Raw genomic sequence first — 14,884 nt, 5'->3', positions numbered from 1 at the left:
GACCGAAGCGCTCAACGGCACCTGGCGGCTGCGCGCCGCCGATCGGGCCGGCCAGGACGTGGGCTACATCGACAACTGGAGCATCACCTTCTGATCGCAAGCGGCGGTCGCGACGCTGTCCGCGCCGCGACCGCTCACCGTGTGGCGATCTTCGAGCCCCGGCTTCGGCCGGGGCTTTTCTTTGCGCGGTGCGCGGGCGCTGGGCGGCAGCGTCACGGCCAGGCGGGGTCGGCCGGGTGGGCGAATTTTTCCACTCAGGCAAGTCCGTCATCGACGCATGTTCGGCCTTGGGCTCGACCACACATCGGCGCGGTGATTCTGTCTAATTGCTTGATATTGAAAGGGTAGGGGGAGCGGTCCGCTTCTGCGTTGGGCGTGAGTTCGCCAGATTTGTGCCTGAAAACACAGTGATTGTGGCTTTGTGGTGTAGCGATAATTTCAATTTATGAAATTGTGATTCAAGTCGCATTTAGGTCCGCTAAATGCGCGGCATTCCCGTGCCCTCCGCGTGCGTCCAAACGTAGTTTCGATCCGTATCGCGGCACGCGCCGCGATTCACGGTCCGGTGGGCGCACGTGCCCGCCCACCGCCATCGCCGCAATCCGCGGCCTGTCCATGGGCTTCATTCGAGGATCTTTCTACGATGTCGAACTCGAACACCACGCTGCGCGTACGCGCGCTCACCGCCGCCACCGCGTTGGCGTTGACCTCCATCGCCGCGCCGGCCTTCGCCGGCCACGCGGTCGTTTCCGGGCTGAAGTCCGGCGAGAACTACAGCCGCTTCATCGTCAAGTACAAGAACGGCAGCGCACCCACCGCCAGCACCGCCTCGGTCGCTTCCTCGCTGAGCGCCGCTTCGACGCGCACCGTGCTGCCGGCGGCCTCCAAGGGCAAGCGCCTGGGCCTGAAGCATCTGCGCCGGATGGCGCTGGGCGCCGACGTCGTGGTCAACGACACCGCCCTCAACAGCGACGAAGCGCGCGCGGTGATCCAACAGCTGGCCGCCGATCCGAACGTGGAGTGGGTACAGCCCGACTACGTGATGAAGGCGCTGCTGGTGCCCAACGACACTCGCTACAACGAGCAATGGCACTACGCCAACAGCGCGGTGGGCATCAACGCGCCGACCGCCTGGAACAGCACCAACGGCAACGGCGTGGTGGTGGCGGTGATCGACAGCGGCATCGTCGCGCACCCCGATCTGAACGCCAATGTCCTGACCGGCTACGACTTCGTCACCTCCACCACGGGCTTCTCGGCGACCGATTGCGGCGGCGTCGCCGGCTGCGGCGCGTCCGACGACGGCAACGGCCGCGACGCCAACCCGAACGATTCCTCGGGCGTCTATCACGGCACCCACGTCGCCGGCACCATCGGCGCGGTCACCAACAACGCCTCCGGCGTGGCCGGCGTGGCCTACGGTGCGCGCATCGTGCCGATCCGCGTGCTCGGCCGCGAAGGTTCCGGCGCCACCTCCGACATCGCCGACGCCATCGTCTGGGCTTCCGGCGGCGCCGTCGCCGGCGCGCCCGCCAACGCCAATCCGGCCGAGGTCATCAACATGTCGCTGGGCGGCGATGCGCCGTGTTCGGCCACGCCCGCCTACCAGGATGCGATCAACACCGCGACCGCGAACGGCTCGATCGTGGTCGCCGCCGCCGGCAACAGCAACATCGACGTCGCCGGCTCCACGCCCGCGAGCTGCAACAACGTGATCAGCGTCGCCGCCAGCGACCAGGGCGGCCGCCGCGCCTGGTACTCGACCTACGGCGCCACCATCGACATCACCGCGCCGGGCGGCGAGACCTGCTCGCCCACCAACGAGTTCCTGCCCTTGAATCGCGTGCCCCGCGCCGGCGACTGCACGCGCAGCCACGATGCGCAGGGCGTCCTGTCCACGTACTCGAACAACGGCTATGCCTTCGAGCAGGGCACCTCGATGGCCTCGCCGCATGTGGCCGGCGTGGTCGCCTTGATCCAGGCGGTCTCGGCCACACCCAAGACCTTCGAGCAGGTGCGCCAGATCCTGGCCAACACCGCGCGTCCGATCTCCGCGGCCAACTGCCCCGGCGGCTGCGGCCCCGGCCTGATCGATGCGGCGGCGGCGGTGGCGGCCGCGGGCGGCGGCGGTCCGGTCAACGCGGCGCCGGTGGCGAACTTCAGTTCGTCGGCCAGCGGTTTGACGGTGACGTTCACCGACGCCTCGACCGACAGCGACGGCTCCATCGCCTCGCGCAGCTGGAACTTCGGCGACGGCGGCACCTCCACCGCGACCAACCCCAGCCGCACCTATGCGGCGGCCGGCACCTACACGGTCACCCTGACGGTCACGGACAACGGCGGCGCCACCAACACCAAGACCTCCACGGTCACCGTCGGCGGCACCGGCGGCACCCAGACCTACAGCAACACCACCGACGTCAACATTCCCGACAACAACGTCAGCGGCGCCAGCAGCTCGATCGTGGTCTCCGGCCGTAGCGGCAACGCGCCCAGCAACGCCCAGGTGTCGGTGAACGTGCAGCATCCGTTCCGCGGCGATCTGATCGTCGATCTGATCGCGCCGGACGGCACGGTCTACAACCTGTTCAATCGTCCCAATACCGCCGACAGCGGCGACCACGTGATCATCACCAATCGCGTGATCAACCTGAGCAGCGAAGCGCTCAACGGCACCTGGAGGCTGCGTGCCACCGACCGCGCGGCGCAGGACCTGGGTTACATCAACAGCTGGAGCGTCACCTTCTGAGTCGGCGGGCAAGCAGGTCGGGCCCGCCGCGCGAACGGCGGTTCCGGCATGCGGGTGCGTCCGGGCCCGACCCCGAGCTCGGACGCACCATTGTCCCGCGGTCCGGCGGCGCGCCTGCGCGCGTCGCCGGCCGCACCTACGCCGGCGCCGGTTCCGCACCGTTCAGCGCGGGCCGACTAGCGTACGAATCAGCTTCAACCCCATTCGCACCGCCGGTGCGTTTCGAAATCGGGAACGCCATGATCCAGGAGCCGATGCCATGCCCAGCCTATTCCGCCGATCCCTGCTCGCCGTCAGCGCAGCCGCGCTGGCTTTGGCGATGAGCGCCTGCATGGCGTCCGCCAACTCCAATGGCGACGGCGGTGCCCCGAAGGCGCATGTGGGCGAGCTGCAGGGCAACGGCCCGTACCAGCAATTCATCGTCAAATACCGCGACGGCAGCGTGCCCGCGCGCGAGGAAGCCAGCGTCAAGGCGCGGTTTGCCAGCACCGCCGGCAATAGCGGCCTGAAGAGCGGGGGCGGCGCGATCAAGCTGGAACACAAGCTGCGCCTGTCGGTGGCCGCCGACGTGTTCCGCGCCGACCGCCCCTTGAGCAAGGCCGAGGCGCAGAAACTGATGCAGACCTTCGCGGCCGATCCGGACGTGGAGTACATCGAGATCGACGGCGTCGTGTCGATCATGCCGATCGGCGGCAGTCTGGACCGCTGAAACGACCGCCAGGCGCCCTCGCGAAAGCGGGGCGCGAGGCCGAATTGGCGGCGCGGCCGCTGCACCTTGCGCCACACGCCTCGGCACCTGGGGCGGTGGCAGGCTGGGGCCCCGGCTGATCTTGCAGGCGCCGTTTCGCAACGGGCGCGCGGCGCCACCGTAGGCACCGCCTGCTGTGTGCCTGCCGGCACCTCAAAACGGCTGAATTCGCCCGGTTGGCGCCCAAGATTCCCTGCTAAAACCGCGACTTAACCTGGGTTTCCCGTCTCAGACGCGCAACCGTATGTTGCGATGCGGCATATTGTCGTGTCGATTTCACGTGAAAGCGGTTACCGCAATAATTTGTGACGATAGTCACAAATACCTGTGCACATTGAGTGGATATCCCCGTTGCGATGGGTACGAAAGGTCGACTAGCGTCACTTTGCGGACACATTTTGTCACCTGTCCGTATCCACCGTTCGAGCCTAAGGCCGCGGTAGTCCCGCCGGCCGGAGAGAGGTTCTTGCGGTTTTTTGCCGCGCTTAGCGGCTTATTCCAGCTTCGGGGGTTACATAGATGTCTCAGCTGTCCTCGCGTCGCATTCGCGTGCACGCCCTGGCCGCCGCCACGGCAGCCGTACTGGCTTCGAGCATGATCGCCGCCCCGGCGTTCGCCGCTGGCCGCGTCAATCTCGCCGGCCTGCAGTCTTCCGAAAAAGTTCAGCGCTTCATCGTCAAGTTCAAGGACGGTAGCGCCCCGACCACCAACGCCAGCACGCTGCAGCGTTCGCTGAGCACGGCCGCCTCCACCGCCGGCGCCGGCAAGGCCCTGGGCATCCGCTCGCTGCGCCGCACCGCCCTGGGCGCCGAAGTCGTGCGCAGCGATCGCGCGCTCGACCACGTCGAAGCCGAGTCGCTGATGCGTCAGATCGCCGCCGACGCCAACGTCGAATACGTCGAAGTCGACAAGCTCAACCACGCCTTCCTGACCCCGAACGACACCCGCTACAGCGAGCAGTGGGGCTACTCGGGCACCTACGGCATCAAGGCCAACCAGGCTTGGGACGTCACCAACGGCTCCGGTTCGGTCGTGGCGGTGCTCGACACCGGCATCACCAGCCATAGCGATCTGAGCGCCAACATCCTGCCGGGCTACGACTTCATCATCGACACCACCGTGTCGAACGACGGCAACGGCCGCGACAGCGATCCCAGCGATCCGGGCGACTGGGTCAGCGCCAACCAGTGCGGCGGCACCCATGCCGCGCAGGGTTCGAGCTGGCACGGCACCCACGTCGCCGGCACCATCGCCGCGGTGACCAACAACGCCAAGGGCGTCGCCGGCGTCGCCTACGGCGCCAAGATCGTGCCGGTGCGCGTGCTCGGCACCTGCGGCGGCTACGACTCCGATATCGCCGACGCCATCATCTGGGCCTCGGGCGGCACCGTCAGCGGCGTGCCCGCCAACGCCAATCCGGCCGAGGTCATCAACCTCTCGCTGGGCGGCTCGGGCGCTTGCGGCACCACCACCCAGAACGCGATCAACAGCGCGGTCAGCCGCGGCACCACCCTGGTGATCGCCGCCGGCAACGACAACGTCAACGTGTCCAACGCCTCGCCCGCGAACTGCAACAACGTGATCGCGGTGGCTTCGATCACCAGCACCGGCGCGCGTTCGAGCTTCTCCAACTACGGCGCGCTGATCGACATCGCCGCACCGGGCTCGAACATCCTGTCGACCCTCAACAGCGGTTCGACCACGCCGGGTTCGGAAACCTACGCCTCCTACAACGGCACCTCGATGGCGACCCCGCACGTCGCCGGCGTGGTGGCGCTGATGCAGGCCGTGGCGACCACGCCCAAGACTCCGGCCGAGATCGAATCGATCATCAAGGCCAACGTCACCGCGTTCCCGTCGACCCCGTCGCAGAGCATCGGCCCGGGCATCCTCAACGCCAAGGCCGCGGTCGACGCCGTCAACGGCACCACCCCGCCGCCGACCGGCGTGCTGACCAACGGCACCCCGGTCACCGGTCTGTCCGGCAGCGCCGGCACCGAGCTGCGCTACACCCTGGTGGTGCCGGCCGGCGCCAGCGGTCTGAAGTTCGTCACCGCCGGCGGTAGCGGCGATGCCGACCTGTTCGTGAAGTTCGGCAGCGCGCCGACCACGGCCAGCTACGACTGCAAGTCCGAGGGCAGCACCAACGCCGAGACCTGCAACATCGCCACGGCCCAGGCCGGCACTTACCACGTGCTGGTGCGCGGCTACTCGACGTTCTCGGGCGCCAGCCTGACCGGCAGCTACACCACCGGCGGTGGCGGTACCCAGACCTACAGCAACACCACCGACTACACCATCAGCGACAACGCCACGGTCGACAGCCCGATCACGGTCTCCGGCCGCAGCGGCAACGCCCCGAGCAACGCTTCGGTGACGGTCGCGATCGTGCACACCTATCAGGGCGACCTGAAGGTGGACCTGGTGGCTCCGGACGGTTCGCTCTACAACATCCACAACCGCACCGGCGGCAGCGCCGACAACGTCGCCAAGACGGTCACGCTGAACCTGTCGACCGAAGCGCTGAACGGTACCTGGAAGCTGCGCGTCAACGACAACGCCGGCGGCGACACCGGCTACATCAACAGCTGGAGCGTCACGTTCTAAGCATCGAATTCGCCGGCAAGGACGCCGCGAATGCTCTCTCCGACCCCGGCTACGGCCGGGGTCTTTTTTTGCGCGATCGAGCGTCGCGCACGACAGGGCGGGACGCGTTTACAGCAACTAGGCGTACACAAAAATGACTGGAAGCGGTTACTGATCATATGCATGACGCGCATCACGGATGCGGTGTCGAATCACGTCGAATCGCGCTTGTTCCGCAGGGGGTGCGCGCTTAGCGTCGTGACGGGCGAAAAGGGGTTCGCCCAGTTTCATCGTTCGAGCGTATCGCCGGCTCATCGCGCGATGCGGCATTACCCGTATCAACTCGCCGGATACCGGCCGACGCCGTCGGTCGCGTTCCAAACGATTGATCCGCGCTCGCCATCGCAGGCCCTGGGCCGGCGATCCTGAGCGGCGAGCCGGTCATGCCCTCTACTACGGATGGAGAGAGACTCATGAAACGAATGTACGGTTCCCTGGTCCTGCTGGGACTTTCCTCGCTCGGTGCCGCCGCCGCGGCGCCCGGGGCGCGTCCCGCCGCGTTCGACCATAGCCTGACCGCGCTCGACCGCGTCGAGATGCGCACGATGCAGGCGGTGGACGTCCCGGCGCTGCAGGCCGAGGATCGCCAGCGCGAAGCGCACGATCTGCCGCCGCGCTACGCGCAGTCGCTGTCCGTCGATCTGACCCCGCTCAATTCGGGCGTGTGGGAGGAAGTCGGCAACGACATGGTCTGGCGTCTGCGCGTGCAGTCGCGCGGCGCGCTGTCGCTGAACTTCGGTTTCAGCGAATACAAGATGCCCGTCGGCGGCCGCCTGCTGGTGTATCCGGCCAACCTCAGCCGCGCCGCCGCTTCCGATCCGTCGGTGGTGCGCGTGTACACCGCCGCCGACAACGAGTCGCACGGCCAGCTGTGGACGCCGATCGTCAACGGCGCCGAAGCGGTGATCGAAGTGGTGGTGCCGCGCGATCAAGCCGGCCAGCTCAAGCTGCGCCTGGCCAAGGTCGGCCACGACTACCGCGGCTTCACCCGCATGGCCCAGCAGTTGCAGTCCGACATGGTGACCGCGCAGGGCACCTCGGGCAGCTGCAACGTCGACGTGGTCTGCCCGGAGGGCGATGCCTGGCGCGCGCAGATCCGTTCGGTCGCGGCGATCTCCACCGGCGGCAGCCTGTTCTGCTCGGGCAGCCTGCTCAACAACGCCGCCAACGATCGCAAGATGTACTTCCTGACCGCCAACCATTGCGGCATCAGCGCCTCCAACGCCGCGTCGCTGGTCACGTACTGGAACTACCAGAACTCGACCTGCCGCGCGCCGGGCAGCACCCAGAGCGGCCAGAACGGCAACGGTTCGCTGGCGCAGACCCTCACCGGCGCCTTCCACCGCGCCTCCAACGCCGCGTCCGACTTCACCCTGGTCGAACTGGACGATGCCGCGCCCGCCGCCTACAACCTGTACTGGAACGGTTGGGACGCGCGCAGCGGCGATTTCAGCGGCGCCACCGGCATCCACCATCCCAACGTCGCCGAGAAGCGCATCAGCCACGGCACCAGCGCCACCCGCACCACCAGCTACGGCGGCGCCAACACCAATCCGACCTCGCCGGGCGACGGCTCGCACATCTTCGTGCGTTGGATCCCGGGCATCGGCGTCACCGAGGGCGGCTCCTCGGGCTCGCCCTTGTTCAGCCCCGAGAAGCGCGTGATCGGTCAGCTGCACGGCGGTCCGTCCTCGTGCTCGGCCGCCGATAACGCCAAGGCCGACTACTACGGCCGCATCTCGGTGTCCTGGGCCGGCGGCGGCACCAGCGCCACCCGTCTGAGCAGCTGGCTGGATGCGGGCGGCACCGGCGTGCAGTTCATCGACGGCCTGGATTCGTCCGGCGGCGGCAACGTCGCGCCGACGGCGAACTTCAGCGTCGCCACCAGCGCGCTGACCGCCAACTTCACCGACAGCTCCACCGACAGCGACGGCACCATCGTCTCGCGCAGCTGGAACTTCGGCGACGGCGGCACCTCCACCGCGACCAACCCCAGCCGCACCTATGCGACCGCGGGCACTTACACGGTCACCCTCACGGTCACCGACGACGATGGCGCCAGCAACACCAAGACGGCCTCGGTCACGGTCGGCGGCACCGGCGTGCAGACCTACACCAACGGCACCGACTTCGCGATCAACGACAACAGCACCATCAACAGTCCGATCTCGGTGTCCGGCCGCACCGGCAACGGTCCCAGCAACGCCTCGATCTCGGTCACGATCACCCACAGCTACAAGGGCGATCTCAAGGTCGATCTGGTCGCGCCGGACGGCACGCTCTACAACATCCACAACCGCAGCGGCGGCAGCGCCGACAACGTGATCGGCACCTTCACCAAGGACCTCACCAGCGAACCGCTGAACGGTACTTGGCAGCTGCGCGTGAACGACAACGCCAATGCGGATACCGGCGTGCTCGACACCTGGAGCATCACGTTCTGATCCGACACGTCCTCTCCGGCTTCGGCCGGAGAGGACACGCTACGGGAGCGTAAACCCGGCCGTGCACGTCCTCCCGCTCCCGCGCCGCCAGCGCAGGGGCGGGAGTCCGCGTGCGCGTGCGTTAGGTCCCCCTTCCCACGGATCGGCTCGCGCCGATCGTTCCGGCACGTTCGCAGCGGGCCCGGGCCCGCACGTCACGGAGTTACGCCATGCGCCTCGTCCACGCCGCTGTGTTGCTGTTCGCTTTCGCCTCCGCGGCGCCCGCCGCCGAGCAAGACGCCTCGGTGTTCGTCACCGCCCATTACCGCGATCGCGCGCAACTGCAGCGCATCGCCTCCCGCTTCCAACACCTGATCGTCGATCGCGAGGCGCGCACCGTGCGCGTCGAGGCCTTGCCCGAAGACATCGAGGCGCTGCGCCGCGCCGGCTTGCGGGTCGAGGTCGATGCCGACGCGACCCGACGCCTGCAGGCCATGCAGGCGGCGATGGCGAACGCGCCCCTGTTGGGGCCGGCCGCGATTCCCGGTTACGCCTGCTACCGCACGGTCGAAGAGACCTACACCACCATGGACGACCTGGCCGCGGCCAAGCCGAACCTGGCGCGCATCGCCAACATCGGCCCGAGCTGGCAGAAGAGCCGCAACGCCGCCACCGGCTACGAGATGAAGGTGCTGCGGCTGACCAACACCGCCACCGACGCGGTCTTGCCGAACAAGCCGACCATGGTGGTGTTCGGCTCCATCCACGCGCGCGAGTACACCCCGGCCGAGCTGCTCACGCGCTTCGCCGAATGGCTGGTCAACGGCTACGGCAGCGACGCCGAGGCGACCTGGCTGATGGACAACTTCGCGTTCCAGCTGGTCCTGCAGGCCAATCCCGACGGCCGCAAGAAGGCCGAGGCCGGCGCGTCCTGGCGCAAGAACACCGACAACCTCAACGGCAGCTGCAGCGCTTCGTCCTACGGCGTCGATCTCAACCGCAACTTCCCCTTCCACTGGAACAGCGCGGCCGGCGGCTCCAGCGGCAACGCCTGCGCCGAGACCTATCGCGGACCGGCCAGTTCGTCCGAACCGGAAACCCAGAACCTGGTGCGCCTGGTCGCCGGCACCCGCAACGCCAGCGGCGTCTACACCGGCGGCATCTTCCCCGACCGCCGCGGCGATGCCGTCGGCAGCGCCGCGCCCGACGACTATCAGGGCCTGTTCTTCGACATCCACAGCTATTCGCAGCTGGTGCTGTGGTCCTGGGGCGATACCACCACGCCGGCGCCCAACAGCGTGCCGCTGCAGACCCTGGGTCGGCGCCTGGCTTACTTCAACAACTATCGGCCGCAGCAGTCCAACGAGCTCTACGCCACCGACGGCACCACCGACGACACCATGTACGGTCTGCTCGGCGTGCCCAGCTATACGATCGAGCTGGGCGTGGCCTTCTTCGAGAGCTGCTCGACCTTCCAGAGCGCGACCCTGCCCAACAACCTGCGCGCGCTGCGCTACGCCGCGCGCAATCTGTATGCGCCGTATCAGTATCCGTCCGGTCCCGACACCCAGTCGGTCAGCGCCTCGGCGGTGAGCGTGCCGGCCGGTACGCCGGTGACGATCACCGCCAGCGTCAGCGACGCCGCCTACAACCAGAGCAACGGCAGCGAGGCGGTGCAGAACATCGCCTCGGCGCGCGCCTATCTGGATGCGCCGCCCTGGGCCGCGGGCGCGGTGGCGGTGGCGATGAACGCCAGCGACGGCAGCTACAACGCCAGCACCGAGACGGTGACGGTGGCGCTACCGACCACGGGGCTCAGCCCGGGCGTGCACACGGTCTACGTGCAGGCCACCGACGCGTCGGGCAAGCCCGGCACGCCCAATGCGGTGCGCTTCACGGTCTCCGGCAGCGGCGGCAATGCGCCGCCGGTAGCGAACTTCAGCGCCGCGGTCAGCGGCCTGAGCGTGGCCTTCACCGACAACTCCAGCGACGGCGACGGCAGCATCGTCTCGCGCAGCTGGAACTTCGGCGACGGCAGCAGCTCCACCGCCACCAATCCCAGCAAGACCTACGCCGCGGCCGGCACCTACACGGTCACGCTGACGGTGACCGACGACGATGGCGCCAGCAACACCAAGACCGCGTCGGTCATCGTCGGCACTGGCGGCGCCCAGACCTACAGCAACGGCACCGACTATCCGATCAACGACAACGCCACCGTCGACAGTCCGATCACGGTCAGCGGACGCAGCGGCAACGCGCCCGGCAACGCCTCGATCACGGTCAACATCCTGCACAGCTACAAGGGCGATCTCAAAGTCGACCTGGTCGCGCCCGACGGCACGCTCTACAACCTGCACAACCGCAGCGGCGGCAGCGCCGACAACGTGACCGGCACCTTCACCAAGGACCTGAGCAGCGAGCCGCTCAACGGCACCTGGAAGCTGCGCGTGAACGACAACGCCAGCGCCGACACCGGCACGATCGACAGCTGGAGCATCACCTTCTGACCGTGCGCGCGACCGCCGTTCCGGCCGGCGCCGGGGCGGCGGCGCCGCATCGTCGCCCGCGCGGCCGGGGCGACCCCCAGGTTCCGGCCGTTCTTTCGTCGCGCCCCACACCCAAACACACCGGGCGCAGCCACCAGGAGTCGCACCATGAATCCCGTCCATGCCCCGCTGCCGACGCTGCTCGCGTTGGCCCTCGCTCTGACCGCGGTCCCCGCGTACGCGCAGACCACGACCCACGAGCACGATCACGCGCGTCCCGCCGACGCCAGCGACGACCCGTTCGCACCGGTCTTCGTGGTCACCTCGCGCGAGACCTACGACGCCGGCGTCAAAACCCTGGCCCGCCAGTCCAGCGCCCGCGTCGGCGTCACCGGCGCGCCGCTGGTGATCTCGGAAGTGAAGACCCATCAGCTCGCCGACATCACCCGCCATGTGCACGAGAAGGAACGCCGCTGCGGCGGCTACTTCGCCTTCTCCACCCGCGCCGAGGCCGAAGCCTTCGTGCGCGACGACCGCAGCGCGCAGGCGATGGCCGGCAAGTTCCTGGCCGCCTACACCATCGACAACCAGGCCACGGTCACGCCCTGGCTGGGTCAGGTCGGCGAGGCCAACATCCGCTCGACCATCAGCCATCTGTCCACCCAGTATCCGAACCGCTACTACGCCTCGACCACCGGCCGTACCTCGGCCGAGTGGATCCGCAACACCTGGCTGGGTCTGGCCAACGGCCGCAGCGACGTCAGTGCCGAGCTCTACACCGGCTGCACCAATTGCTCGACCCAGCCCTCGGTGATCCTGACCATCCAGGGCACCGATCTGCCCAACGAGGTCGTGGTGCTGGGCGCGCATCTGGACTCGATCTCCAACTCCGGCAGCGGCAACGCCATGAACGCGCCCGGCGCCGACGACGACGCCTCCGGCATCGCCACCCTGACCGAAGTGCTGCGCATCGCCATGGCCAGCGGCTACAGGCCCAAGCGCACGGTCAAATTCATGGGCTATGCGGCCGAGGAAGTGGGCCTGCGCGGTTCCAAGGCGATCGCGACTTCGTACCAGACCCAGGGCGTGAACGTGGTCGCGGCCCTGCAGTTGGACATGACCAACTACCGCACCAGTTCCGATCCGCACGTCAAGGTGATCACCGACTACTCGAACGCCAACATGGTCCAGTTCCTGCGCGACCTGTTCACCGCCTACATGAGCGGTAGCGGCCTCAACCTGGTCACCGAAGCCTGCGGCTACGGCTGCTCCGACCATGCCTCCTGGACCGCGGCCGGCTATCCGTCGGCGATGTACCACGAGGGTCGTCTGTTCCCGAACCTGCACACCTCGGGCGATACCCTGGCCAACATGGGCAATTCGGCGACCAACAGCGTGCCGTTCGCGAAGCTCGGCCTGGCGTTCCTGGGCGAAGCGGCCAAGACCGCCAGCGGCGGTCCCGGCAACAATGCGCCGGTGGCGAACTTCAGCGCCTCGGTCTCGGGCCTGACCGCGACCTTCACCGACAGCTCCAGCGACAGCGACGGCTCCATCGCATCGCGCAGCTGGAACTTCGGCGACGGCGCCACCTCCACCGCGACCAACCCCAGCCGCACCTACGCGACCGCGGGCACCTACACGGTCACGCTGACGGTCACCGACGACGACGGCGCCAGCAACACCAAGACCGCCTCGGTCACCGTCGGCGGCACCGGCGCCCAGACCTACAGCAACGGCACGGACTATCCGATCGCCGACAACGCCACCGTCAACAGCCCGATCGCGGTCTCCGGCCGTACCGGCAACGCGCCCAGCAACGCCTCGATCACGGTCAACATCCTGCACACCTACAAGGGCGATCTCAAAGTCGATCTGGTCGCGCCGGACGGCACCCTCTACAACATCCACAACCGCAGCGGCGGCAGCGCCGACAACGTGACCGGCACCTTCATCAAGAACCTGAGCACGGAAGCCTTGAACGGCACCTGGAACCTGCGCGTGAACGACAACGCCAGTCAGGACACCGGCCGCATCGACAGCTGGAGCATCACCTTCTGATCGCCTGGCGCCGGCGCGACGCGTCGGTCGGCAACGACTCGAGCCCCGGCCTCGCGCCGGGGCTTTCTTTATGCCCGGCGCATAAACGAAAACCCCCGGCAGGCCGGGGGTCGTGGGCGCAAGGTCGAGACGTTCAGATCGCTTCGAAGCGATTGGCCGCGACGTTCTTGCGCACCTTGTTCGGGTCCCAGATCAGGCCGTTCATGGCGATGTACACGCCCGGCGGCAGCGACTGCACCGCGCCGACCGCGCAGCCGACGTTGAACTCGGCGTCCGAACCGCGAAAGCGCGCCGGGCTCAGCGCGCCGGTCAGCACGATGGTCTTGTCGGTGAGCGTGGCCAGCACCTTGGCGGTCTCGACCATGGTGTCGGTGCCGTGGGTGATCAGCACGTGCCGGGCCGGCTGCGCGGCGATCGCGGCGCGGATCAGCTCGCGATCCTCCTGGGTGATGTGCAGCGAATCCTTGCGGATGATCGGAATCACGTTGAACTGGAAGGTCACGCCCAGCTCGCGCAGGATGCCGCCGATCTGCGGTTCGCCGATCTGGTAGTCGGACTTGTCGTCGAAGTAGATCTTGTCGATCGTGCCGCCGGTGGTGACGATGCAGAGCTGGTCCATCGAAAGTGGGTCGCATTGCTGGGGACGGCGCAATTATAGGCCCGCGCACCGCGCTTCTGTGGGCGCGGCGTGAGCCGCGATCAACGGCCGAGGCGATGCCGAAGCCGCGCAGGTACTCGATCGCGGCCACGCCGCTCCCGCAGAAAGCGAGGTCGGCGCCGCTCAGGCCGCGGGTTTGCCGCCGAAGCGCGACTTCAGCCCGGGCAGGCTGGCCGCGAACACCACCACCACCGCCAGCACCAGTTCGATCCAGGCCAGCGTGCGCTCGGGCGGACGCGAGTAGGCGACCATCACCCCGTGACTGAACCAGGCCAGCGCCAGCACCGCCGACCAGAAGCCGGCACGCGCGCTGCCGCGCAGCACGCCCAGCGCAAGCCAGGCCGGCGGCAGCGCGAACACCGCCAGCGCGCCCCAGGACGGCGGCGTACGGCCGCCGAACCAGACCGCGTACACCACCACCAGCGCGATCAGCGCCAGGGCCAGGATCTTGCGCGCCAGGCTCATCGGCTCACCTTGGCGACCAGCTCGGCGACCCGGCGCCCGAGCGCGCGCGCGAGCTTGGCTTCGTCCTCGCTGGGCTGCGGATCGTCCTGCGCGCCGGCGACGTGGCTGGCGCCGTAGGGCGTGCCGCCGCCGCGGGTGCTGCTGAGCGTGGGCTCGGTGTAGGGGATGCCGAGGATCACGCAGCCGTGGTGCAGCAACGGCACCATCATGGTCAGCAGGGTCGATTCCTGGCCGCCGTGCTGGGTCGCGGTTGAGGTGAACACCGCCGCCGGCTTGCCGACCAGGGTGCCGCTGGCCCATTCCGCGCCCAGCCCGTCCAGCCAGTGCTTGACCGGCGCGGCCATGTTGCCGAAGCGGGTGGGACTGCCCAGGACCAGGCCCGCGCATTCGACCAGATCGCGCGATTCCACGTAGGGGGCGCCGTCCTCCGGCACCGGTGGCGCCGCGGTCTGGGTCACGGCCGCGACCGGCGGCACCGTGCGCAGCCGCGCCTGCACGCCGTCGACTTCGCCGATGCCGCGCGCGATCTGGCGCGCCAGTCGTGCCACCGATCCGCCGCGGCTGTAGTAGAGCACCAGAACTTCGGTCATCGCATTCTCCTGTTGCGACAAGGATAGATGATGCGGTGGGCAGGGGCGGGCGCGGCCC

Annotated in this window: 10 protein-coding genes and 1 pseudogene; 8 read left to right on the top strand and 3 right to left on the bottom strand. The window is 68.2% G+C overall.

Annotated features, from left to right (window positions below; translation table 11 throughout):
• Positions 1–643: 643 nt before the first annotated feature.
• From BMZ45_RS20910 to BMZ45_RS20885, 8 genes and pseudogenes are all read left to right on the top strand, one after another.
• A complete protein-coding gene (locus BMZ45_RS20910) occupies positions 644–2,749 on the top strand; it encodes a S8 family serine peptidase (protein ID WP_175489190.1) in 2,106 nt (701 codons plus the stop codon).
• A 259-nt stretch (positions 2,750–3,008) separates the two neighbouring features.
• On the top strand, positions 3,009–3,458 hold the full coding sequence (locus BMZ45_RS20905) for a hypothetical protein (RefSeq protein ID WP_091638447.1): 450 nt from the start codon (positions 3,009–3,011) through the stop codon (positions 3,456–3,458).
• Between the two features lie 558 nt (positions 3,459–4,016).
• Positions 4,017–5,744: pseudogene (locus tag BMZ45_RS20900) on the top strand (S8 family peptidase); the annotation flags it as partial.
• Positions 5,745–5,870: 126 nt separating this feature from the next.
• Positions 5,871–6,104 (top strand): proprotein convertase P-domain-containing protein, encoded by a 234-nt coding sequence (locus tag BMZ45_RS22085; RefSeq protein ID WP_254776721.1) that lies wholly within the window; start codon positions 5,871–5,873, stop codon positions 6,102–6,104.
• A 162-nt stretch (positions 6,105–6,266) separates the two neighbouring features.
• Positions 6,267–6,512: a hypothetical protein gene (locus BMZ45_RS21440; RefSeq protein WP_139215607.1), complete on the top strand. Its 246-nt coding sequence runs from the start codon at positions 6,267–6,269 to the stop codon at positions 6,510–6,512.
• Positions 6,513–6,556: 44 nt separating this feature from the next.
• Positions 6,557–8,587, top strand: a complete 2,031-nt coding sequence (locus BMZ45_RS20895) for a proprotein convertase P-domain-containing protein (RefSeq protein ID WP_175489189.1) — start codon at positions 6,557–6,559, stop codon at positions 8,585–8,587.
• 209 nt (positions 8,588–8,796) lie between these two features.
• A complete protein-coding gene (locus tag BMZ45_RS20890; protein WP_091638444.1) occupies positions 8,797–11,076 on the top strand; it encodes a M14 family zinc carboxypeptidase in 2,280 nt (759 codons plus the stop codon).
• Positions 11,077–11,223: 147 nt separating this feature from the next.
• A complete protein-coding gene (locus tag BMZ45_RS20885) occupies positions 11,224–13,113 on the top strand; it encodes a M20/M25/M40 family metallo-hydrolase (RefSeq protein WP_091638443.1) in 1,890 nt (629 codons plus the stop codon).
• Between the two features lie 133 nt (positions 13,114–13,246).
• On the opposite strand, the gene BMZ45_RS20880 is transcribed toward BMZ45_RS20885, so the two are convergent.
• The 3 genes from BMZ45_RS20880 to wrbA all read right to left on the bottom strand — a co-directional run bounded on the left by BMZ45_RS20880 (position 13,247) and on the right by wrbA (position 14,826).
• Entirely contained in the window at positions 13,247–13,732 is a 486-nt protein-coding gene (locus BMZ45_RS20880; RefSeq protein WP_056183298.1) for an asparaginase domain-containing protein, read from the bottom strand.
• A 162-nt stretch (positions 13,733–13,894) separates the two neighbouring features.
• Complete coding sequence (locus tag BMZ45_RS20875) at positions 13,895–14,236, bottom strand: DUF2069 domain-containing protein (protein WP_091638442.1); 342 nt, start codon at positions 14,234–14,236, stop codon at positions 13,895–13,897.
• A complete protein-coding gene (gene wrbA, locus BMZ45_RS20870; protein WP_091638441.1) occupies positions 14,233–14,826 on the bottom strand; it encodes an NAD(P)H:quinone oxidoreductase in 594 nt (197 codons plus the stop codon). The genes BMZ45_RS20875 and wrbA overlap by 4 nt, the downstream gene beginning before the upstream one ends.
• Positions 14,827–14,884: the final 58 nt, after the last annotated feature.

This window comes from Lysobacter sp. cf310, from assembly GCF_900114355.1.
Lineage (GTDB): Bacteria > Pseudomonadota > Gammaproteobacteria > Xanthomonadales > Xanthomonadaceae > Lysobacter.
This window is presented reverse-complemented; position numbering and strand designations above follow the sequence as displayed.